General features: G+C 43.4%; 19 protein-coding genes and 3 pseudogenes. 19 read left to right on the plus strand and 3 right to left on the minus strand.

Going from position 1 to position 21,724, the window contains the following annotated elements:
• Nucleotides 1–49: 49 nt before the first annotated feature.
• The 14 genes from ABLT31_RS34610 to ABLT31_RS34675 all read left to right on the plus strand — a co-directional run bounded on the left by ABLT31_RS34610 (nt 50) and on the right by ABLT31_RS34675 (nt 16,622).
• Complete coding sequence (locus ABLT31_RS34610) at nt 50–967, plus strand: alpha/beta hydrolase (RefSeq protein ID WP_367760208.1); 918 nt, start codon at nt 50–52, stop codon at nt 965–967.
• Nucleotides 968–1,094: 127 nt separating this feature from the next.
• Complete coding sequence (locus ABLT31_RS34615; RefSeq protein WP_367760209.1) at nt 1,095–2,648, plus strand: BCCT family transporter; 1,554 nt, start codon at nt 1,095–1,097, stop codon at nt 2,646–2,648.
• A gap of 1 nt (nt 2,649) precedes the next feature.
• Complete coding sequence (locus ABLT31_RS34620; protein WP_367760210.1) at nt 2,650–2,769, plus strand: DUF2179 domain-containing protein; 120 nt, start codon at nt 2,650–2,652, stop codon at nt 2,767–2,769.
• 70 nt (nt 2,770–2,839) lie between these two features.
• Nucleotides 2,840–3,763 carry an alpha/beta hydrolase gene (locus ABLT31_RS34625; RefSeq protein ID WP_367760211.1) on the plus strand — a complete coding sequence of 308 codons (924 nt, stop codon included), beginning with the start codon at nt 2,840–2,842 and terminating at the stop codon, nt 3,761–3,763.
• Nucleotides 3,764–3,999: 236 nt separating this feature from the next.
• A complete protein-coding gene (locus ABLT31_RS34630; RefSeq protein WP_367760212.1) occupies nt 4,000–4,878 on the plus strand; it encodes a DUF6282 family protein in 879 nt (292 codons plus the stop codon).
• 21 nt (nt 4,879–4,899) lie between these two features.
• A complete protein-coding gene (locus ABLT31_RS34635) occupies nt 4,900–6,303 on the plus strand; it encodes an FAD-binding oxidoreductase (RefSeq protein WP_367760213.1) in 1,404 nt (467 codons plus the stop codon).
• Nucleotides 6,303–7,646 (plus strand): heterodisulfide reductase-related iron-sulfur binding cluster, encoded by a 1,344-nt coding sequence (locus ABLT31_RS34640; protein ID WP_367760214.1) that lies wholly within the window; start codon nt 6,303–6,305, stop codon nt 7,644–7,646. The genes ABLT31_RS34635 and ABLT31_RS34640 overlap by 1 nt, the downstream gene beginning before the upstream one ends.
• A gap of 50 nt (nt 7,647–7,696) precedes the next feature.
• Nucleotides 7,697–9,460, plus strand: coding sequence for a nitrilase-related carbon-nitrogen hydrolase (locus tag ABLT31_RS34645; protein WP_367760215.1), 1,764 nt, complete (start codon nt 7,697–7,699; stop codon nt 9,458–9,460).
• 86 nt (nt 9,461–9,546) lie between these two features.
• Nucleotides 9,547–11,664 (plus strand): sensor histidine kinase, encoded by a 2,118-nt coding sequence (locus ABLT31_RS34650; RefSeq protein ID WP_367760216.1) that lies wholly within the window; start codon nt 9,547–9,549, stop codon nt 11,662–11,664.
• Complete coding sequence (locus tag ABLT31_RS34655; protein ID WP_367760217.1) at nt 11,639–13,003, plus strand: sigma-54-dependent transcriptional regulator; 1,365 nt, start codon at nt 11,639–11,641, stop codon at nt 13,001–13,003. The genes ABLT31_RS34650 and ABLT31_RS34655 overlap by 26 nt, the downstream gene beginning before the upstream one ends.
• A gap of 189 nt (nt 13,004–13,192) precedes the next feature.
• On the plus strand, nt 13,193–13,840 hold the full coding sequence (locus tag ABLT31_RS34660; RefSeq protein WP_367760218.1) for an ABC transporter permease: 648 nt from the start codon (nt 13,193–13,195) through the stop codon (nt 13,838–13,840).
• Nucleotides 13,841–13,865: 25 nt separating this feature from the next.
• Complete coding sequence (locus tag ABLT31_RS34665; RefSeq protein WP_367760219.1) at nt 13,866–14,870, plus strand: ABC transporter ATP-binding protein; 1,005 nt, start codon at nt 13,866–13,868, stop codon at nt 14,868–14,870.
• Between the two features lie 24 nt (nt 14,871–14,894).
• Nucleotides 14,895–15,632, plus strand: a complete 738-nt coding sequence (locus tag ABLT31_RS34670) for an ABC transporter permease (RefSeq protein ID WP_367760220.1) — start codon at nt 14,895–14,897, stop codon at nt 15,630–15,632.
• A gap of 27 nt (nt 15,633–15,659) precedes the next feature.
• Complete coding sequence (locus tag ABLT31_RS34675; RefSeq protein WP_367760221.1) at nt 15,660–16,622, plus strand: glycine betaine ABC transporter substrate-binding protein; 963 nt, start codon at nt 15,660–15,662, stop codon at nt 16,620–16,622.
• A gap of 102 nt (nt 16,623–16,724) precedes the next feature.
• Here the strand turns inward: ABLT31_RS34675 and ABLT31_RS34680 are convergent, their stop codons facing one another.
• Nucleotides 16,725–16,928, minus strand: a complete 204-nt coding sequence (locus ABLT31_RS34680) for a hypothetical protein (protein WP_367760222.1) — start codon at nt 16,926–16,928, stop codon at nt 16,725–16,727.
• A 37-nt stretch (nt 16,929–16,965) separates the two neighbouring features.
• On the opposite strand from ABLT31_RS34680, the gene ABLT31_RS34685 reads away from it, so the two are divergent.
• Together ABLT31_RS34685 and ABLT31_RS34690 are read left to right on the plus strand one after the other, a co-directional pair.
• Nucleotides 16,966–17,121, plus strand: a complete 156-nt coding sequence (locus ABLT31_RS34685; protein WP_367760223.1) for a hypothetical protein — start codon at nt 16,966–16,968, stop codon at nt 17,119–17,121.
• Complete coding sequence (locus ABLT31_RS34690; RefSeq protein ID WP_367760229.1) at nt 17,121–17,315, plus strand: hypothetical protein; 195 nt, start codon at nt 17,121–17,123, stop codon at nt 17,313–17,315. The genes ABLT31_RS34685 and ABLT31_RS34690 overlap by 1 nt, the downstream gene beginning before the upstream one ends.
• Here the strand turns inward: ABLT31_RS34690 and ABLT31_RS34695 are convergent.
• Nucleotides 17,232–17,755 (minus strand): annotated as a pseudogene (locus ABLT31_RS34695) (Tn3 family transposase); the annotation flags it as partial. The gene ABLT31_RS34690 and the pseudogene ABLT31_RS34695 sit on opposite strands and share 84 nt — an antisense overlap.
• Nucleotides 17,756–17,874: 119 nt before the next feature.
• Between ABLT31_RS34695 and ABLT31_RS34700 the strand changes: the two are divergent.
• The 3 genes and pseudogenes from ABLT31_RS34700 to ABLT31_RS34715 form a co-directional block, all read left to right on the plus strand.
• Nucleotides 17,875–18,801, plus strand: a pseudogene (locus ABLT31_RS34700) (2-oxo acid dehydrogenase subunit E2); the annotation flags it as partial.
• A pseudogene (gene lpdA, locus ABLT31_RS39105) lies at nt 18,802–20,038 on the plus strand (dihydrolipoyl dehydrogenase); the annotation flags it as partial.
• Nucleotides 20,012–20,251, plus strand: coding sequence for a hypothetical protein (locus ABLT31_RS34715; RefSeq protein WP_462976578.1), 240 nt, complete (start codon nt 20,012–20,014; stop codon nt 20,249–20,251). The pseudogene lpdA and the gene ABLT31_RS34715, both read left to right, overlap by 27 nt.
• Before the next feature lie 568 nt (nt 20,252–20,819).
• Here ABLT31_RS34715 and ABLT31_RS34720 read toward each other — a convergent pair.
• On the minus strand, nt 20,820–20,948 hold the full coding sequence (locus ABLT31_RS34720; protein WP_367760226.1) for a hypothetical protein: 129 nt from the start codon (nt 20,946–20,948) through the stop codon (nt 20,820–20,822).
• Nucleotides 20,949–21,724: the final 776 nt, after the last annotated feature.

The raw sequence follows: 21,724 nt of genomic DNA on the forward strand, positions 1-21,724 counted from the left end.
AAAAGAGTGAGTTTAATAAATTCATCACATCATTAGGAGGCGCTTAGACATGCAGGAGAGAAAAATTAATTTATACAGTGAAGGTTGTAAATTGGATGGAACAATATATTTGCCGGACGACTACAAGCCAGGTGAAAAAAGACCGGCAATTATTCCGAATTCAGGATACCAAGGGTTTAACGAGTTTTATCCTCGATTGTTTGCAAGATATTTAACCGATGCCGGGTTTGTCTGCTTGGGATTTGATTACCGCGGATTCGCCGATAGTGAAGGCGAACAAGGGCGCGTCATTCTGGATGAGCAGGTACAGGACATTATGAACGCTATTTCCTTTTTGCAAGTTCAAGAAGAAGTGGATCCGAATCGCATCGGTCTGATTGGCTGGGGCATGGGCGGATCGAATGTCATTCGTGTGGCAGCGGCGGATAAACGGGTCAAGGCGGTTGCCGGGCTGAATGGATTCTATGATGGGGAAAGATGGTTGAAATCCATCCATACCTACGTGGAATGGAATAACATTTTGAAAACAGTAAAAGAAGATCGGATCAGACGTGTTACCACCGGGAAATCTCAGTATGATAATACGTTTATCCATTATCCGCTGGACCCGGCAACGGAAGATTATGTGCAAAAGGAACTTGCCGTGCTATCTCCGTTCGGAAAGCAGACACAATTACAATTTACAGATTCGATCATTGGGATGAATGCCGAAAAAGCAGTGGCTGAAATTTCTCCTCGTCCGGTATTCATTGCCCATGGAAAAGATAACTTGCTCCATCCGGTAGACGAATCTTTGGCTCTGTACGAAGCGGCGAAAGAACCGAAGCAATATGTGGAGGTTGATGGAAAGCATAATGATTTCATGTATTATGATCATCCGGTATTGAATGACTTGGTGGCCAAACTAGTGGTATTCTTCTCCGCTCATTTGAATGTTCAAGTTCCAGAGAAAGTTATGGTCTACTAATCGACATGAAAAGCAGCTGTAGGAATATGGCTGCTTTTCATATTGCCTTTAATCACTCGGTTTTTGGCATAAATTTTGCTACTAATTTATATTATACAAAATGCTCAAAATTCAAGGGGGATGAGGAATGAAAAAGTTAAAGCATGGGGTATTTTGGCCACCCTTCTTATTATTACTAGTAGCGGTCGTTCTAAGTTTTACGAATCGGGAAGTATTTATCACTACAACAACCAAAGCGAATAATTGGGTGATTGCCAATCTGGGATGGTTGTTTAGTCTAAGTGGATTACTTATGGTAATCGCCTGTGTCGGTGTCTATTTTTCTCCTCTTGGAAATGTCAAAATTGGTGGTGCTAAAGCAAAACCTTTGTTAAGTTTTAAGCATTGGTTTGGTATTACATTAACGACAACGATTGCTTCAGGACTTACTTTTTGGGGAATCTTGGAGCCAGTCTATCATGTATCGGCACCACCTGAATCCCTTGGCATTACACCCAATAGTCCCGAAGCTGCCATCTTTGCGATGTCTTCGATGTATCTTCATTGGACGATTACACCCTATGCGATTTATTGTGTTCCAGCCATTGTATTTGCATTTGCCTATTATAATATGCGTCAACCTTTTAGTTTAAATTCCACTTTGATTCCCGTATTTGGCAACAAGATCAATGGGAAATGGGGTCAAGTTGTTGATGCGGTTTGTTTGTTAACGTTATCGCTGGGTATGGCAGGATCTATAGGACAAAGTCTATTGAACCTAGCTGGAGGAGTCAATTACTTGACTGATCTTCCAAGTAACCCTTACCTTTGGGCAATCATTGCTGTTGTTTTAACCTTTATATTTATTGTTTCAGCTTCTACAGGGCTTGAAAAGGGAATTCGAATTCTGTCTGACATCAATATGAAAGTCTTCTATGCTATAGCTTTATTTTTGTTTGTTGCAGGCCCTACTACTTATTTATTAAATTTAGGAACAGAATCTTTCGGATATTATCTAACTCACTTTTTTGAGAAAAGCTTGTTTACCGGTGCTGCTGCGAAAGATCCATGGCCGCAGTGGTGGACTACATTCTATTGGGCAAGCTGGTTTGCTTGGGCGGCTATTACCGCTTTATTCTTAGGAAGAATTGCATATGGCTATACCGTAAAAGCAATGATTATAGTTAATTTTGTTCTGCCTGCTTTGTTTGGAGCTATATGGATGACCTTATTCGGAGGAACCTCTATATATATGGAAATGAATGGGGCGGGTCTTGCGGATCTTATGGCCAAAAATGGACCGGAAGCTGTACTTTATGCGGTATTTGGAGCACTTCCTTTGGCAAAAATTATTATTCCTTTTTATTTGCTTATTGCCTTTATCTCCTTTGTAACAGCAGCCGATTCCAATATAACAGCCATGGGTGGGATTAGTTCTACGGGCATATCTCCAAAAAGTCCAGAACCTAGAATCATGGTCAAAGTGGTTTGGGGTATCACTATTAGTTTTGTTGCATGGGTGATGATCAGCTTTGCCAAAATTGATGGTATCAAAATGCTTAACAATCTTGGAGGAGTTCCCGCACTATTTCTGGAACTTGTCGTTCTTATCTCTCTAATAAAGATCGCGAAATCTCCTGAAAAATATGATAAGAGTGAGGTAAATGAAGATAAAGATATAGAATTATCTAAGGTAGGATAGAATGGTACACCGATTTCGGCCAACGATTCAGGAAATCGATCCAAAAGCATTTATTGTTTCTTATGAACCGATTCATTTTAAAGGTGGATTTATGACCAAGAGATTAGGACCGTCAAGATAAGGTTTTGGCATGGGAATTGCATAGTAATTAGGTATAAGCATTTCAATTATCATTAGGGAGGCATTTACACATGCAAGAAAGAAAAATTCAATTTTATAGTGAAGGTTTTAAATTAGATGGAACACTATATTTGCCGGATGATTATCAGCCAGGGGAAAAGAGACCGGCTATCATCCCAAACTCAGGGTACCAAGGATTTAATGAGTTTTACCCGCGTCTTTTCGCTCAAAATTTAACAGAAGCTGGATTTGTTTGCCTAGGGTTTGATTATCGAGGATTTGCCGAGAGTGAAGGACAAAAAGGGAGAGTCATCCTTGATGAACAAGTCGAGGATATCATCAATGCCATTACCTTTTTACAGGTCCAAGAAGAAGTTGATCCGAATCAAATTGGTCTGATCGGTTGGGGCATGGGAGGAGCCAATGTGGTTCGCGCAGCTGCTGCAGATAAGCGTGTAAAAGCGGTTGCCGCCTTAAATGGATTCTTTAACGGAGAAAGATGGTTGAAATCCATTCATTCCTATGTAGAATGGAACAATATTCTGAAAGCGATGGAAGAAGACCGAGTGAGACGCGTGACAACAGGGCATTCTCTACCAGCTGACCCATTTATCCACTATCCCTTGGATCCGGCAACGAATGACTATGTACAAAAGGAACTTGTTCCGTTATCTCCGTTTGGTAAGCAAACGCAATTACAATTTACGGAATCCATTGCAATGATGAATGCAGAAAAAGTGGTGGCGGAAATCTCTCCACGTCCGATTTTTATCGCTCATGGCAAAGATAATCTCTTGCATCCAGTTGAAGAATCTCTTACTTTATTTGAAGCGGCTCAAGAGCCGAAGCGATATTACGAAATTGATGGAAAGCATAACGATTTTATGTATCATGAACATCCTGTATTTCAGGATCTAGTCGGACAGTTGAAAGAATTTTTTCAAACTAATATAGATACCGCTTCTTTCGTAGAACCTGAAAAAGTAATGGCATAAGCAATTTCGAGCAGCGTGATAAGCGCTGCTCTTTAATTTGAATGGAGCAAAAAAATTGTAAAAAAATTTTACAAAATGTTCGAAAAAAATTTTTACAACTACATTTGGTACATGGATTTGATAAGCCATTTTTGTATTGTAATTTTTATTTAAGAAGAAATGGTTAGTTGGCACGGTTATTGCATTGTTTCTTATTAAGTTTTTATTAAAAAGCTATTTTGAGAGGAGATTCTTAAATGTCTACATTTCATCCTTTATTAAAAGGTGCCATAGAGATGCACTGCCATAGTACTCCCAGTCTGTTTCCTAGGAAACAAACGGATTGGGAACTGATCGAAGATGTAAAAGCGGCAGGGATGGCCGGAGTAATCATCAAAGCTCATGAAGCGCAAACGGTTGACCGTACCACCCTAATTCGCCAAAAGGAACCTCAGCTGCATGTCTACGGAGGACTTGCCTGCAACTATTTTACCGGGGGGCTGTCACCTACGGCTGTTGATGCTGCCATCCGGTTGGGTGCGAAGATCATCTGGATGCCGACCTTCTCCGCTCAGGAACATCGTCGCCATTTTGCCAAACAGAAGACCCGTTTTTTTACCAGTGAGCGTCCGTTAACTCATCCGGAAGAGGGGTTGGAAATATGGGATGAAAACCGGAACGTCCTTCCCGAAGTCCATGAGATTCTCGAATTGATCGCAGAATCCAATGTTATTTTGGCCACAGGCCATATTGCCCCAGCTGAGGTGATGGTTCTCGTGGATGCGGCCAAAGAACATGGGGTTGAAAAAATCCTGATCCAGCATACGGATTTGGGCATTGCCCGCGTTCCTTACGAGCTGGAAAAGGAACTTGTGAAAAAAGGCTGTATTCTGGAAAAGTGCTACCTGGCCTGCAGCGGAGATTTCAAGGATCTGACCATTGAAGAAATGGCGGAAAGCATCAAGCACCTGGGCGCGGAACATTGTGTCATGGTTACAGACTATGGACAGAAGCATAACATTCCGCCGATTCAGGCACTGAGCCAGTTTATCGGGGAGATGCTGGAATGCGGCATAACCGAAAAGCAGATTGAGCGGATGGTTGTCCATAATCCGAAGCAACTGCTTGGCATATAAAAGAGGAAAGGGTGGAGTGATATGAAGCAGCATGTTCTAGAGGAAATCAAAAAGATCATTCCCACTGAACGCATCCTACTGGATCTTTCTGACCGTTATTCATACAGCTATGATGCTTCCTTCGGAGAATATTTGCCGGACGTCGTGATTCAGCCGGACAATGCGGATGAAATCAGCAAACTGGTGAAATTAGCCAACCGGCATTTGATCCCAGTTTATCCGCGGGGGGCCTCCACTTCGCTAAGCGGCGGTCCGCTTCCCGTCGAAGGCGGGATGGTTCTGGACATGTCCCGACTAAATAAAAAACTGATTATAGACCGTGAAAATTTATTGGCAATTGTTTCGCCTGGCGTGATCACAGCTGAGATTCATAAAAAAGCGGAAGAAGTAGGATTGTTTTATCCGCCTGATCCGAGCAGTTCGCATGTTTCCACCATCGGCGGAAACCTGCTCGAAAATTCCAGCGGTCCAAAAGGGCTGAAGTATGGTACGACAAAGGAATATGTGATTGGTCTGGAGGTCGTCACGCCAACCGGAGAAATTATTCGCACCGGAGGAAAAACAGTCAAAAATGTAACCGGCTACGATCTTACCCGACTGATCGTCGGCTCGGAAGGAACGCTGGGAATTGTCACGGAAGCGATTTTGCGCCTGATTCCGAAGCCGCCAGCGCGAAAGACCTTACTGGCCACTTTCGACCGCTTGATCGATTCCGGCCATGCGATTACTAAAATCCTGTCTTCCGGTATTTTGCCGGGGGCCATGGAATTGATGGATAACCCCTGCATTCGCGCCGTAGAAAACTTCAGCCCGTGCGGATTGCCTGTTGATGCCCAAGCGCTGATTATCGTGGAGGTGGATGGGCATCCGAATGCGCTCGAAGAAGAAATCAAAAAATGCGAGGCTTTGTGCTATGAGGTTGGAGCAACGAGTGTGCGCATCGCCCAAAATGAAACCGAGCGGATGGAGATCTGGAAAGCCAGAAAAATGGTTTCTCCAGCGATTACGCAAATGGGCCCGACTAAAATTTCGGAGGATGCCACCGTGCCGCGCAGCCAAATTCCGGCCATGATGGAGCACCTGAAGCAAATCCGGGAAAAGTATCAGCTGAATCTGGTGGTCTTTGGCCATGCCGGAGACGGTAACCTTCATCCGAATATCATTACGGATAAACGCAATATTGCAGAAATGAAGCGAGTAGAGGATGCGGTCAGCGAGATTTTTGAAGCGGCGGTTTCTTTAGGCGGAACGCTCTCTGGTGAGCATGGAATAGGAACCTTGAAATCAGCCTATATGAAGATGGAATTAGGGGAAGCAGGATTAATGATGATGAAAAAAATTAAGGAGGCCTGGGATCCGAATAATATCCTGAACCCTGGAAAGATCTTTCCGAAGCCGGGCCAAACCAAGGTGGTGTTGACCTAATGGGCTTACCGTTAAAAAAAGAGTTAAAGGGATCGGATCAACACGCGCAAAAGCTGTTCGACTTATCCTATGATGCGACGAACCAATGTGTCCAATGCGGATATTGCCTGCCGGCTTGCCCGACCTATGAATCCATGGGGAAAGAGTCCGCATCGCCAAGGGGAAGAATCAATCTGGTGAAGATGGCGGCGGAAGGAAAGATTGACCTGGAACAGGATTTGGCAGAGCCGATTGACCTATGTTTAGGGTGCCGGGCCTGTGAGGTGGCTTGTCCGGTCGGTGTTCCATATGGGCATATCCTCGAATCGGCGAAAGAGGTTTTGGCCGAAAAGCAATCGCAGCAGACAAGTGCCCCATGGGGAAGCAAAATAAAGAACGTGATTCTGTCCCAGCTTTTTCCTCATCCCAAGCGCTTGCGATTGTTGGGCAATCTTACATGGCTATATCAAAAGAGCGGATTATATAAAGTGGTCCGCCAAACCGGGCTGATTCCTAAGATTTTCGAACCGATGGCACAGTTGGAAAAAGTGCTCCCTCCGATCGAATCACCGATGAAGCGGAACAAATGGGGATCGGTCATTCCGGCCAAAGGGGAAAAGAAAGCGCGTGTGGCGTTTTTTGCCGGATGCATCATGGATGCCATGATGCACCGGACCAATCGTCTCACCATAGAACTGCTCACCCTGGTCGACTGCGAAGTTATCATACCCGCGAAGCAGAACTGCTGCGGTGCTCTGCATGCACATCAAGGGATGGCGGATCATGCCAAGGAGATGGCAAGAACGAACATCGTTGCATTCGAACAATCCGGTGCCGACTATTATATCAATAATGCCGGTGGCTGCGGGGCGATGCTGCGGGAGTATGATCATCTTCTGGCTAATGATTCGGATTGGCGGGATCGGGCGAAGACATTTGTAAACAAATCGAAAGACATCAGTGAGATCCTGGTTGAATTTGGCCCTCTTCCGTTCAAAAAAGAATGGAAGGGAACCATCACTTATCAAGATTCCTGCCATTTGCGTAATGTGCAGGGGGTTCATAAGGAGCCGCGCTTCTTATTACGCTCCATCCCGGGAGCCACTTTTGTGGAAATGGAAGGCAGCGACCGCTGCTGCGCTTCCGGTGGGATCTATAATCTGATCCATTTTGACGAATCGATGAAAATTCTTGATGAGAAGATGGAGAAGGCCAAAGATACGAAGGCCAGCACGATTCTTACGGCCAACCCTGGCTGCTTGTTGCAGATGAGGTTGGGAGTCGAACGATCAGGCTGTTCAGGCCAAGTTCAGGCCTTGCATCTGGTAGAAGTATTAGCTGAAGCATGCGGAATCGATGATTAGGGAGCGTTTTGCATCGCTCCCTCCATTTTTTGATCATGGGAGAGTTGAATATGCGTCTAGTCCAGTATCCGTTTAAAGCAGCAAGCATCCAATTCAATCCAAAACTACATGAACGGGAAGAAAATATTCGGGATCTGCTGAAGATCGTAACCGAAGCGGCACAAAAGGGGGCCAAGCTAATTGTCACCCCGGAAATGGCCACAACAGGGTATCATTATGCGGATCGCCAAGCGATAGAGCCTTTCGTGGATACGATCCCAGGGGTCACTACCGGTCAGTTCGAGTTCATTGCCAAGCAATATGATGCCTATATTGTGATTGGGATGCCAGAAGTGGATAAGGAAACGGGAATTTATTACAATTCAGCTGCTTTTGTTGGGCCGGAAGGATATATAGGGAAATACCGAAAAACCCATTTATGGGAAACAGAAGAGAGATGGGCGGCTTGGGGGGATCTGGGGATCCCGGTGTTTTATTCAAAGTTGGGTAAGATAGCCATCAATATTTGTATGGATTCCGCTTATTTTGAGTCCGCCCGGATACCCGCTCTTCTAGGAGCCGATATCTTGGTGTTCTTGACGAATTCGACGGCTCAATCCATATCGATGCTTCAAGATCGGGCGGAATCCAATGGGCTATATATTATTAGCGCAAACCGGTCAAATACGGAAAAAGGATATCATATGATCGGTGCAAGCTGTATATGGTCTCCATACGGGGAGAAATTGGCGGAGACCGACTTTATTCCTACATCAAATGAGGATATAGATGAGCCGGTCATTCTCTATGCAGATATGAATCCTAGAGACTATGATAATCCGGGTAAGCGGAGACTGCAAGAAAGAAGGCCAGAGTTATATCAGGAACTCATGTTGTCTGCCGGACCTTGGGATAGCAGAAAAACAACGAATTCCAAGTCAATCCAAGTAGCCGTCATCCAGTATCATCCTAACGTAGGGGATAAATCATATAACTTGCGGAAGATCGGGGATCTATTGATGAAAACGGTGAAAAAGGCTGAAGATTTTGGGGAAAAGCTTGATCTCCTTGTCTTGCCTGAGCTGTCCTTCATTGGCCCTGTACACTTATTATCCAATCCTATGGCCTATGACTTAGCGGAACCGATGGATGGTCTAACTGTAAAGATGGTCAAAGCATGGGCCCAAAAATATCAGGTTCATATGATTTTTGGACTTATTGAGAAAGAAAACGAATTCCTCTATAACACCGCCTTGCTGATCAGTCCGGAAGGAGATTGTATTGGGAAATATAGAAAAACCCACCTGACGGTTACGGAGAAAGAATGGGCATCACCGGGTCAGCAGATATCGGTTTTTCCCACACAAATAGGAAAAATTGGTATTATGATCGGCTATGATGCTGCATTTCCGGAAGTTTATGGCGTGATGGCCGTACAACGCGCGGATATGATTGCTATCCCTGCTAGCTGGGAGGGTTCTTATGGCAAGGAGATCCAACTCATTAGGGAAATCCCGATTTATCCTTATCCCCTTGGTTCCCTGACGACCTGGAATGCCGTCGCGATGGGAGCACAAGCGTATACGATCATTGCTAATTATGTAGGATGCGGTTGTCTGGGGGGAAGCGGTTTGTATACCCTGGATCCATTATATGGATTGGATAAGACCAGGATTACAAGTATGGATCAAGAGGAAGGGCAAGTGTTTAGATTTACCACGGTACCATCAGAATGGTGGTTTAATCAGGAAAAATTGATCCTGTCCAGAAGAACACATTTTTATAAACCTCTAATCAACGATCATCTGATGATATTGGATAGAGATGTCATATGAGTAAATACATTAATAGTATATAATAATAATGAAAATCCCTGGCGATAGTGGGGATTTTTCTTTTATAGAGAAGGGATATAAAAGGAATGAATGTATTTACCTCAAAATTAACCAAACGCTATTTACTTATTACCGTAGTGGTTACTTTATTTGTTTTATCTTCGGTATATTGGTTTACCATTCAGGTGATGAACACATCGTTTCAAGAACAAATCAAATATCGTGATGAAGTTATCGCGAGAACGCTTGGAAAAAGAATCGATATCCTTTTAAATAAAATGGTCAGTGATATGCGAACCGCATCCACTTATTTGGAAACAGATAAACATCTGTTTTCGGCAGAAATGCCAAAAGTCTGGGCTCGCGAACCACTTTATTATTTTATTCAAACCTTTGATGACAAGCGGAAATTAATCGCCAGAATTCCAGAGGTCCCCTTTCCAACTCCTTTAAACATTGATGAAATAGCAGACCGTCTGGCTTGGAGCAAAACCCTCTATTTAACGAATATGATAACATTACCTAACGGCAAGAAGACGATTGCCATTGCTTACCCTAAGCTTAATGAACAGGGTGAATACCGCGGTGGAGTTATTGCTTATCTCAATCTTAGCGTTCTTTCCGAATATATAAAGGAATTAAAAATTGGCAAACAAGGGATCAATATAGTCATTGATCGGGAAGGTTCCATTATTGCGCACAGTAACGTGACTTCTATTGGCCAATCCCTAAAGGAGCATGAAGTAGGTATTTTTCTAAAAAAACAAAGATATGGAATATGGGAAGGAGAGCTTAGCAATCAGAGGATGATTGCGGCCTATCGCCCAATGACATTAGGCCAGTTTGGACTGATCGTAGCAGAGCCGATCGGTCAGGCTTGGGCGCCTTCATATAAAGTGATGGAACTATTGATTGAAGGATTCTTGGTGGTTCTTTTGGTTGCAATAGGTTTGAGTGTTTACGGAACATCAAGGGTAGTCAAGCCGATAATGGGATTGATTCAACAGGCCAAAGAATATAAAGAGAATAAACGGAAAAGCTTTGATATTATTCATACCAAAGATGAACTGGAAGAACTGTTTATGACCATGGATCAGATGGCGAAAGAGTTAAGAAATAAAGAACGGAAATTATATTATATTCTGGAGTCCATTCCCTATTGTGTCATTACGACCGATAAAGAAGGAAAGATAACAACCTTTAATCGGGGGGCCGAAGAGCTAACCCTTTATAGGCGCGATGAAGTGATCGGCAATTATATTTTTGACATTCCCTTGAAGGAGAAAAAGGAAGAGTTTATGTCCTGGCAAACCCTTAAGGAAGGAAAAGAGTTTGATGAAGCGGAAAGTTATATTTTGGATAAATACGAAAAAAAACATGATGTAAAAGCTTATTCTTCCTTCTTTCGTGGAGAGGATCAAAAGCTATTAGGAGCAATCTTGGTCTTTCGGGATGTGAGTGAAATAAAAAGATTGGAAGAATATGCGAAACAGACGGAACGGTTGGCAGCACTGGGACAGTTAACAGCAGGTATTGCCCATGAAATCAAGAATCCACTCAGCATCATTCAAGCGGCGGCGGAAGCGATTGATCTGGATGTGAAGGATAAGGGGGAACATGGATTCATTCAGGAGATGACCGGGGATATTCTGGAGACCGCTGACCGTATGAATCGGCTGCTAACGGATTTCCTTAAGCTTTCCAAAGGGGAACAGGAGGAACGAAAACAAGAGTTAAATCTTGCGCGCCTGCTTAATGAATTATTACAATTGTTGCGGCGAAAAATGAAAGACCAAGAGGTACGGGTTGAAAGACAATTTAATACCGACAATGCCATGGTGTTTGGAAACAAGAACAAGCTTTCTCAGGTTTTTTTGAATATATTCTTAAATAGTCTTCAAGCGATGGAGCAGGGAGGTACTCTCGCTGTCCGACTGGAGGATGACCATGACTACTGGAAAGTGGAAATTGAAGATACAGGGAAGGGAATTCCATCCACGATGATCCAATGGATTTTTAATCCTTTCTTCTCCACCAAAAGGGAGGGAACCGGATTGGGATTATCGATTGCCCATGAAATTTTGCTTCAACATGAGGGGAAAATTTGGGCAACAAGTACAGAAGGACAGGGAACGACTTTATTTGTCCAAATACCAAAACAGATGAGGGGGGAAAACGATGAAAAGGATCTTGCTAATCGATGATGAAGTCAAGCTTCTGAAAATCCTTCAATCTTCTCTGGGGAAAAGCGGATATGCTGTATCTACGGCGATCAATGGGCAGGATGCCCGGCGGAAACTCATCGAAAGCGAAGCACAGGTGATTTTTCTGGACCTGATGCTCCCTGATACGACCGGTTTGGAGCTGCTACAGGAATTTATTCCTTTGTACCCCAATAAGATCTTTATTCTCATGACAGCCTATGGCAATGTGGAAAGTGCGGTATCCGCGATGAAAGCAGGAGCTTTCGATTATTTGGTCAAGCCTGCCAAACTGGAGGAAATCCTAGTTGTCCTGGAAAAAGCTTATGAATGGCTGGAAATGAAAGAAGAGAATCTTCTTTTGAAAGAAAAATTGAAAAATGCGGAAGCATCTCCGGAATGGATCGGATTCAGTCCGGCCATGAAACGCATTTACCAGTTGGTTGAGAGAGTTGCAAATACCGACGCGACGGTGTTGCTGGAAGGGGAAAGCGGAACAGGGAAAAGTATGATTGCCAGTATGATTCACAAGCTGAGTGCAAGGCGCAAAGCCCCATTCATATCCGTCAACTGTGCAGCGATTCCTGAACAGCTCCTGGAAAGCGAACTGTTCGGTTATGAAAAGGGAGCTTTTACAGGTGCCATGGCTAGTCGTGCAGGTAAGTTTGAAGCGGCTCATGGTGGAACAATCTTCCTTGATGAAATTGGGGAAATCAGTGCATCGCTGCAAGCGAAGCTGCTGCAGGTTACCCAGGAAAAGTCCTTTATGCGCTTGGGAAGCAATACGGTTAAGCAAGTAGATGTCCGAATCATCTCCGCCACCAATCGAGGCTTGAAAAAGATGGTCGTGCTTGGAACATTCCGTGAAGATTTGTATTACCGATTGAACATCGTGGATATGTCTATTCCACCACTTCGAGAAAGAAAAGATGATATTCCGTTCTTGATCGAAGAGTTTTTGGACAAGCACCGAAAACGAAATCAAAAGGATTATCAAATTTCTGGCGAGTTAATGAAGATCTTGATGGAATACCACTGGCCTGGGAACGTCCGAGAATTGGAAAATGCCGTGGAAAGAGCGGTTGTCCTTTGCCAATCCGACAAGCTGTCGATCGATGACTTTCCGCGTGAAATTGGAGAGGTCAAATACGAGATGAAAACCGAGGGAACCTATTCCTTTGATCAAGCCAAAGCGTTGCCTGATCAGCTCGAGGAAATCGAGAAACAATTCATCGTGCAGGCTTTGGAAGAATCGCACGGACATGCGTCTACCGCGGCAAGAATGTTGGGGATCTCCAGACAAAGCTTACTATATAAGATGAATAAATATTTTATTAATTAAAAGGAGCTTGAACGGCTCCTTTTTTCATTGAACATCATGTTGTAAAATTTTTTTTACAACTTAAACATTTTTTTTACGTTTTCAGAAACTTGGAATTAGTTTTGTAATCAATATTAGCTCAGAATATTGGCATGTTATTTGCATTACATAGGAATAGAATACTTAATACTCAAAACGGGGGTGAACGTGATGGAAATCATTAATTTTATACTGGCAAACCAGCAGGAACTTTTAGTGATGACTTGGGAACATATACAGTTGGTTGGCCTTGCGGTCGGGCTAGCGATACTAATGGGTGTTCCCTTCGGGATTTATATCTCTCAGAAAGAAACGCTGGCCAGTTTGGTATTAGCCGTAGCCGGAGTCATCATGACCATTCCATCGATTGCTTTGTTTGGAATCATGATTCCCATCCTGTCTATCATTAATCAAGGGATTGGATTTTTGCCGGCCCTCATCTCTTTGGTTTTGTACTCTCAGCTGCCGATTATTCGGAATACGTACATCGCCATCAAGAATGTGGACCCCAATATCAGGGACGCAGCCATTGGGATGGGGATGACCACTTGGGAAAGGTTAACCAAAGTTGAAATCCCGATGGCGCTTCCGGTGATTATGGCTGGCGTGCGCATGGCTGTGGTGTTAACCATCGGGATTGGTACCATTGCAGCCTATATAGGTGCAGGCGGCCTGGGTGACTATATTTCGCGGGGGATTTCCACCAGCTACACAACCATGGTTCAGGCGGGAGCGATCACTGTATCGGTTTTAGCGATTGGAGTGGATCTGTTCTTGGGGCAACTGCAAAAAAGACTGGCTCCAAAAGGAGCAAGGTAAACTTTTCAAGAAAGGGGATTGAAAGATGATCAAGTTTAAGGAAGTCACGAAGATTTATGATAGCGGTGACAAAAAAGTGAAGGCGGTAGACCATATTAATCTTCACATCGAAGAAGGCAATATCTGCGTCTTTCTGGGTCCTTCCGGCTGTGGAAAGACCACGCTGTTGCGGATGGTAAACCGTCTGATTCCCATTACGAGCGGGACGATCGAAGTTAACGGAAAGGACATCAATCAGGTGGATACGATCCAGTTAAGGCGTTCCATCGGATATGTCATCCAGCAGAATGGGCTGTTTCCCAATATGACAATTGAAGATAATATTGGGGTGGTACCCAAAATGCTCGGATGGGATCGGGTAAAGATACGAAAAAGGGCAGATGAACTGCTTGATCTGCTCGGATTGAATCCCGATGAATATCGAAATCGCTTTCCGTGGGAGCTTTCGGGCGGGCAGCAGCAGCGTGTAGGGATTGCCCGGGCATTGGCCGCGGATCCTCCGATCATGCTGATGGATGAGCCTTTCGGTGCGCTGGATCCGATTATCCGTGAGCATATTCAAAATGAGTTTTTGCGCATTCAGGAAAATGTGAAGAAGACGATCCTGTTCGTTTCTCATGATATTGATGAAGCTATTAAACTGGGCAGCACCATTGCCATTTTCAAGTCCGGACAAATTATGCAGCATGGTACACCGGATGAAATTCTTTCTAATCCAAAAAATGATTTTGTGAGCGATTTTGTCGGTGGAGAACGGGCGATTAAGCGTTTGACGCTGCTGTCGGTAAAGGATTTAATCCATAAGCTGGATGGCAAGCAGCGAAAAAATGACTCAGTCAAAGAACTTCATCAGGCTGTTGTCTACTTGGAAACCAATTTAAGAACCGCCTTATCGACCATTCTCTCAGCTCCCTCCGGCGGTGCTCGTGTAGTAGATAAGAATGGCCGGGTAATACGCGTTCTGACTGTTTCTGATTTTGAAATTCTTACCGGTGTCCATCCTGCAGACTTAAACACGATAGCAAAATAATCTTTTGGAAAGGAGGAGGAGCGGATGCAGGAGAGAAAACTCGAACGGGTGATCAAAGTTGGATTATTGGGGATTATCATCGTTCTGCTAGTTTGGGCCTATACGGCAGGTGCATTTCAATTTATCGTCGATCATCCGAGCGATCTTATTTATCTCATCCAGCAGCATTTGAAATTAGTAGCGTTATCTTCTATGCTTGCTGTTGCCTTTGCGGTTCCTTTAGGGGTCTTGATTACAAGACCGCAATTCAAAAAGTTTGATTGGATAGTAATGAATTTTGCCAATATTGGTCAAACCGTTCCCAGTTTGGCGATTCTGGCTCTGGTTATGAGTTACTTGGGATTAGGTTATAAATCAGCCATTTTTGCTTTATGGATTTATGCCCTGCTGCCAATTTTAAGGAATACCGTTGCCGGCATTGAGAGCGTAAACTCATCCATTATTGATGCTGGAAAAGGAATGGGCATGACGCAAAGTCAAATTTTGTGGAAATTGGAGCTTCCAAACGCTTTTTTCGCCATACTTGCGGGGATTCGTACTGCTCTAGTTATTAATGTCGGTACTGCTGCCCTAGCTTTCCTTGTAGGCGGAGGCGGTTTGGGGGACTTAATCTTCACCGGAATCTCTCTGGTTGATACCGGTATTATGCTTGCCGGTGCAATACCTGTCATCCTATTGGCGGTTGTCCTTGATTTCACATTAGGAACAGTTGAAAAGATCATCATTCCTAAAGGATTAAGGCGTAATTTGGAAACCATTTAAAGAACATAAAACTAGGGGGTTAAAATGATGAAAAAGCTTTCTAAGAAAACATGGTTATCCTTATTTTTATCCGTTTCCATGCTTCTGCTAAGTGCATGCGGATCTTCCAACCAAGATACTGCCGGTCAATCGGGAAACCAATCTGAACCGGCTGCAGGCAAAAGCAAAGGCAGTATTAGCGTAGGAGGAAAGGATTTTACCGAACAGATGATCTTGTCCAAAATCACTTCCATTTATTTAGGAGAGAACGGATATGAGGTGAAAGAAGCCGGAAGCATGGGAAGTTCCGTCGTTCGTTCCGCTTTGGAAAATAAACAGATCGATCTGTATTGGGAATATACCGGTACGGGCTTAATTGTCTACCAGAAGCAAGCGGTTGAAACAGACCCAGAGAAAGCCTATGAAAAAGTAAAGGAAAATGACAAAAAAAATAACCTGGTATGGTTGAATAAAGCTGATTTTAACAACACTTATGCTATCCTCATGCCCCAAGCCAAAGCGGATGAACTAGGCATTAAATCCATTTCCGATCTGGCAAAATTCGTAAGTGAGAAACCGGATCATTTAAAATTCGCAACAAACGCTGAGTTTTATGCACGTGAAGACGGAGTCAAAGGATTGGAGAAAACATATGAATTCCAGTTTCCGATCAAGAATGTGGTGAAAATGGATTCCGGACTGCTGTACAATGCCTTAAAGGACGGCCAGGTAGAAGTATCGGTTGGCTTCGCGACTGATGGTCGAATCAAAGGCTTCAATCTTGTAGCTCTAGAGGATGACAAGCAGTTCTTCCCTGCTTACAATGCGGCTCCGGTAACGCGTAAAGAATTGATCGACACTCATCCTGAAGTGGCTGACCTGATGAATCAAGTATCTGAAAAGTTAAATACCGAAACGATGATGCAGTTGAACTATATGGTCGATGTGGAACATAAGGATGTTACCGAAGTAGCCAGAGAATGGTTAGTTTCTCAAAAGTTTATTAAGTAGCGCCTATATCCATTCGAAATGATCAAAAAAAGAGGAGAGTTAGCATGGCTCTCCCTTTCTTTCATTAGTGGGAGAGGAAGTGAATATGAAAACTCTTACTGGTTATATCCAAGAGGAGTCATGGGATTCTGTACAGTGATAATCCGGTCTTAATTGATGAGAAAGTATCCCTGCTCTTATGCCTACTTCATACCCAACAAGAAGTGCATTCATAAATTTCTTTCCTGTTATGCCTCGTTCCTCTGCAGCAGATAATACGGCTGGAAAAATGCATCTTTGCCAGTACGGTTGCAGGTTCTCAAACACTGGTTGTTAGCATTGTAAAAAGGTTTGCTTATCTGCAGTGAGGCCGAGGACCTTGTTCCGTCTGTCTATCTTCAGCCCATGCGTCACGTTCAATAAAATTAATACCTATAACTGGTTTAAGGAAAACGTAAAGAATCTGAGCGACGAGGATGGCTATGATCCAACCGATAAGATCCAGGCGATGCGCATTTAATGGAGAACAATGATTTAGTTGCCGGATTGATTTATCAAGATACAACCAAAAAACCTTATGAGGATCTTATTCCAGGATTTAAAGAAGAAGGTTTAGCCAAGCGATCGATTTTTAATATGCCTAGTAAGGTATGGACTCAGCATAACAAGATCTTCTCGCGAAAACTCATGCCCTTCCTTTATGAGATCCCATAAAATTACCGTTATATCCACAACATTCTGAAAAAATACAGCGTTAGCAACGAGATCATTATATTTGATACGCTTTTCTTGTTCTTCTGGATCATTTTCAGAGATAACCCCATCTCCACCGAAAAAAAGCGATTTTTAAAAGCCATTATATGCCTCAACTTTATTTGTACTAGCCGTTATTTGTTCCCTTAATTTAATATCTGAGATATATTTTAGGAGAAATACCGTTCTTACAATTTCTCTAAATGCTTGATATAATCCATTTTTTTACTATCATTATTGAGTTTTCTGAGCAATGTTGAAGGTAGGATTTTTCTAGATTTAATGGATAAGACAACCTGGAGCAAATCTTGACAGTGAGGCTCGAGTAATTCCCAATCAATTACATCGCTAAATAAAGGATCGATATGTATGTAACGAGTGTCCTTATCTGGTCGAAAGAAAGTTAGATCCAGTGGCTGCGGCGGCGGCACCGGTCATGGAGTTGGAAAAAGAAGTGGCACCTCAAGAAGCTGTTGAAGCATTAAGCAAGCAAGCCACTCCTTTAGGATAGGGGTGCGTGCTGGCCACGCCTTATGTGCGCCAGATGGCTCGAGAGTTGTCTATTGATCTTGAAGGGGTAACCGGAACAGGACCTGCGGGAAGGATGACCGAGTCAGATCTGATTCAGTATTCCGAAGGCAAACAAGCTCCAGCCAACGTAACCAACCCGTTTGTACAAGAGGCGGCAGTGCCTGCGAAGTCGGAAGCCCAACCGGTTAAAGTATTGAATGTGGAGTCTCCAAAGGAATCGGAAGAGCGGATTCCATTGAAGGGCATCCGCAAGAAAATTGCTTAACATATGATGAAGTCGGTCTCCATCATCCCCCATGTAACCCATGTGGATGAGATGGAAATGGATGCGATAAAGGAAATGAGAGATCGATTGAAGGTCTATGCTGAAGAAAAGAATATTAAGCTGACGTTTCTGCCATTCTTTATCAAAGCGATTGTTATCGCTCTTAAAGAATTTAAGACCCTCAATGCTTCGATAGATGATAAGACGAATGAATTTGTATTGAAGAACTATTACCATATCGGGATTGCAACAGATACGAAGGATGGTCTGATCGTTCCGGTCATCAAGAACGACGATCAGAAAACAATCTTTGAGCTTGCTGCAGAAATCAGCCAGTTGTCTACCCAGGCTAGGGAAGGGAGGTTGACCTTAGACCAGATTACCGGCAGTACCTTTACAAGCAACGTGGGGCCTATCGGGGGATTGCATGCGACTCCGATTATCAACCATCCTGAAGTCGCGATTTTAGCCTTGCATAAGATGGAACCGCGCATGGTGGTGCGCGATTGGGAAGGCGTCATCCGCCTGATAATGAATATGTCCTTAAGCGTCGATCACCGTTTGATCGATGGAGTGACGGCTGTTCGGTTTAAGAACGGGATTAAGGAGTTACTGGAAAATCCAAATCTTTTATTCGTGGAGATGAGATAGATGGTCGTAGGAGAAGTCGCAGTAGAAACCGATGTTGTGGTGATTGGAGGAGGCCCGGGCGGATACGCTGCCGCTATTCGTTTGGGACAATTGGGCAAGTCCGTCGTTCTAATTGAGAAGGATAAGCTAGGCGGGGTTTGTCTGAATCGGGGGTGCATCCCTTCCAAGGCTTTGATTCACACAGCGGAGCAATATCATGGGTTAGCCCATTTTAGGAAAATGGGCATCCGTCTCCCGTAGGAAGAGGTAACGTTTGACCTCGGCTCTTGGCAGGGTTGGAAAGAGGACAGTAATTCCCAGTTAAATCAAGGCATTGCTCACTTGTGCAAGGAAAACGGTGTGACGGTGGTCAAAGGGGAGGCTACCTTTTTATCTGATGACCGTATCGGCGTCGAAACCGGCGGGGATTTTGAAACCTATAAGTTCGAAGAGGCGATCATCGCGACCGGATCCCGGCCGTTCGTTCCTTCATTTTTAACGGTGGATGGGGAATATATTCTGGATTCTACTTCAGCCCTTCCAACTAAATGAAGTTCCTGAAACGTTGTCGATCAATTGGCGGAGGTTATATTGGCATCGAGATGGGCATGGCTTATGCCAACTGGGGGCAAGGGTCACGATTGTGGAAATGGCGGATTCATCTTGCCTCAAGTAGCTGGACATTTGGTCCGAGAAGTAACTCAAAAGGCGAAAAAGCTGGGCCTTACCATTAAGACATCGACACGTGTAGAAGAGGCATCGATTGAAGAGGGAAAAGTATCCCTCCGTGTCTCCTCAGAAAAACAAGGACCCGAAACCATCGTGAGTGACAAGGTTTTGGTCACCATCGGTAGGGTACCCCATACGCAGGGGATCGGATTAGATCAAGCCGGCATTGCAACGGATGAACGAGGCTATATTTTAATGGATAGCAAATGTCGTACCAACGTAGAGCATATCTTTGCCATTGGAGATATTACACCGGGGCCGGCTCTTGCTCACCGAGCTTCCAAACAAGGGGTTGTCGCAGCCGAGGTCATTGGCGGTTTGCCTAGTGCCATTAATTCTCCAAACGTTCCTTATGTCATCTTCTCTGATCCCCAAATCGCAAGGGTTTGGGTACACGCGGGAAGAAGCGGAGCAACTGGGATATCAAGTGAAAGTAGGGACGTTCCCTTTCCGTGCCAATGGACGAGCGCTGGCTACGAACGAAACAGACGGATTTGCCGAGGTGATCGTTGATGCCGAAAGCCATGTATTTCGTTTAATTGTAATAGGCTATATTCTATTAGTTTTTGGGTTGCTATGTATGATTCTTACCTTGCTGTTGAAGTCTTTATTTTTACTCCTTTTAACGACAATCTTTATCGGGTTGGGGAACGGGCCAAGCTTTGCGGGCGGTTTAGCCTATCTTAACCAAGTCTCCACGGATGCCATGCGGGCGAATGGAATTCTTCTTTTTTTGTTGTGAGGTATTTAGGCATCAGAATTCCGATTGTTACGCTTGGCTATATCGGGGAATGGATTGGTCTTTCCTATGAAATACAATTGTATTCTTGTTTAATGGTTGGTTTGATTATCTTTAATCTTTCAGTTGGTTGCGGAAGGATTGATTTGAAAAAGTGATAATGGAGAAGAGGTCCTTTTATTTTTATTGTCCCCTGAATTTAAGCTGAAAAATGGCTGAATGTATCTTGATTCTATCCAGTAAATTCAATGTAATACAGAATAATTTGCGATTGTTAATGTTACTAGAAAGTAACTTACTGAGGTAAGAGTATTGGAGGTACTCTGAATATTATTGATCGAAGTACCTCCTGGGATAGGGACTATTTAATTACGCATCAGTTTGGAAAGTTAAAAGATTGTAAACCACTTACTTTTCCATTAACGGTTATCCTAATTGTTTTTGGTCTTGTACAATATCCGAACATTGTTTATCAAAACAAGATGGATTCGACGATTTTGATTCCTGTATCATGTGGCTCACCGAACAGGAATTTGAGGACCTTCTGTTGAGCGGTTAGTCTGAAGATTATTTATTTGTTTTCTTCATATGCAATTAAAACAATGTTTTCGTTTGTATCTTGACGAATTGCTTCTTCTAAGGATTGAATTTTTTGTAGTTGATCAGCTGGTAGATTAGCTACTAGAAATTGATTATCCATTTTTATCCTCCTATATTTTAGCACTATATAAACTAAGTATTGTCATGGAAATGACTTTCTAAACTTAATCCAAACGATATTTAAAAGTCTAAAGAATTTAGGATATGGCATAAGTTCTGGGGGATGAAGATTGTATCTATGATAAGAGGTAATTGCTAGATGACCATAGGAGGGAGCTGCGGTCTCATTGGGAATATGACCTTCTACCGAAAGGGAAGGAAATGTATTCACTTGTGGAAGATGAAGTGCTTGCCTCTAGCGTCAGGTACAGGCTTTTCTTCATTCCGTATCTTAGTTTACTTGATTTATGAAAAAGCTAGTGAACGTCTCTTGGATCGGATATAAAGAAAGGTACAATCAACAACATCCTAATGTCTACGAAAGGGGGATAAACTCTTATTTAAAAATACCCTTACGAAATGCGGATTTTGTAACTCTTTTAATCATTGCTCTATGTTAATATCCGGCCTCCACCCCACGGATAGTGTTATGGCTAGAGCCTGTGAGACATGAGAGGGTACACCACCTGGGTAGATGTGGAGATCCATTGTGCTGACATAACCACTATTTTCCTTAGGTCATGGACAAGGGATAATAAAAGTAAGAGATGGCTGATAAAGATTATGGAATTGAAAATGCGAAATTAAAATTTGAGGCTCTCAAAGCAATTCTTAGAGCATCGCTTCATGTAACATTATGATTTTTTCTGTCGAAGTTATTTAAACTCGAGTTTGACAGCAATACCCTACAATTGTGGATAACGGTTCTTGTCCTTC

The organism is Ammoniphilus soli (assembly GCF_040813775.1).

Coding starts and splice junctions, on each gene's coding strand:
- ABLT31_RS34665 (WP_367760219.1), top strand. CDS start 13,866: ATGATCAAGTTTAAGGAAGTCACGAAGATTTATGATAGCGGTGACAAA.
- ABLT31_RS34630 (WP_367760212.1), top strand. CDS start 4,000: ATGTCTACATTTCATCCTTTATTAAAAGGTGCCATAGAGATGCACTGC.
- ABLT31_RS34670 (WP_367760220.1), top strand. CDS start 14,895: ATGCAGGAGAGAAAACTCGAACGGGTGATCAAAGTTGGATTATTGGGG.
- ABLT31_RS34720 (WP_367760226.1), bottom strand. CDS start 20,948: ATGGATAATCAATTTCTAGTAGCTAATCTACCAGCTGATCAACTACAA.
- ABLT31_RS34620 (WP_367760210.1), top strand. CDS start 2,650: ATGGTACACCGATTTCGGCCAACGATTCAGGAAATCGATCCAAAAGCA.
- ABLT31_RS34655 (WP_367760217.1), top strand. CDS start 11,639: ATGAAAAGGATCTTGCTAATCGATGATGAAGTCAAGCTTCTGAAAATC.
- ABLT31_RS34690 (WP_367760229.1), top strand. CDS start 17,121: ATGGAGAACAATGATTTAGTTGCCGGATTGATTTATCAAGATACAACC.
- ABLT31_RS34650 (WP_367760216.1), top strand. CDS start 9,547: ATGAATGTATTTACCTCAAAATTAACCAAACGCTATTTACTTATTACC.
- ABLT31_RS34625 (WP_367760211.1), top strand. CDS start 2,840: ATGCAAGAAAGAAAAATTCAATTTTATAGTGAAGGTTTTAAATTAGAT.
- ABLT31_RS34645 (WP_367760215.1), top strand. CDS start 7,697: ATGCGTCTAGTCCAGTATCCGTTTAAAGCAGCAAGCATCCAATTCAAT.
- ABLT31_RS34610 (WP_367760208.1), top strand. CDS start 50: ATGCAGGAGAGAAAAATTAATTTATACAGTGAAGGTTGTAAATTGGAT.
- ABLT31_RS34615 (WP_367760209.1), top strand. CDS start 1,095: ATGAAAAAGTTAAAGCATGGGGTATTTTGGCCACCCTTCTTATTATTA.
- ABLT31_RS34640 (WP_367760214.1), top strand. CDS start 6,303: ATGGGCTTACCGTTAAAAAAAGAGTTAAAGGGATCGGATCAACACGCG.
- ABLT31_RS34635 (WP_367760213.1), top strand. CDS start 4,900: ATGAAGCAGCATGTTCTAGAGGAAATCAAAAAGATCATTCCCACTGAA.
- ABLT31_RS34675 (WP_367760221.1), top strand. CDS start 15,660: ATGAAAAAGCTTTCTAAGAAAACATGGTTATCCTTATTTTTATCCGTT.
- ABLT31_RS34660 (WP_367760218.1), top strand. CDS start 13,193: ATGGAAATCATTAATTTTATACTGGCAAACCAGCAGGAACTTTTAGTG.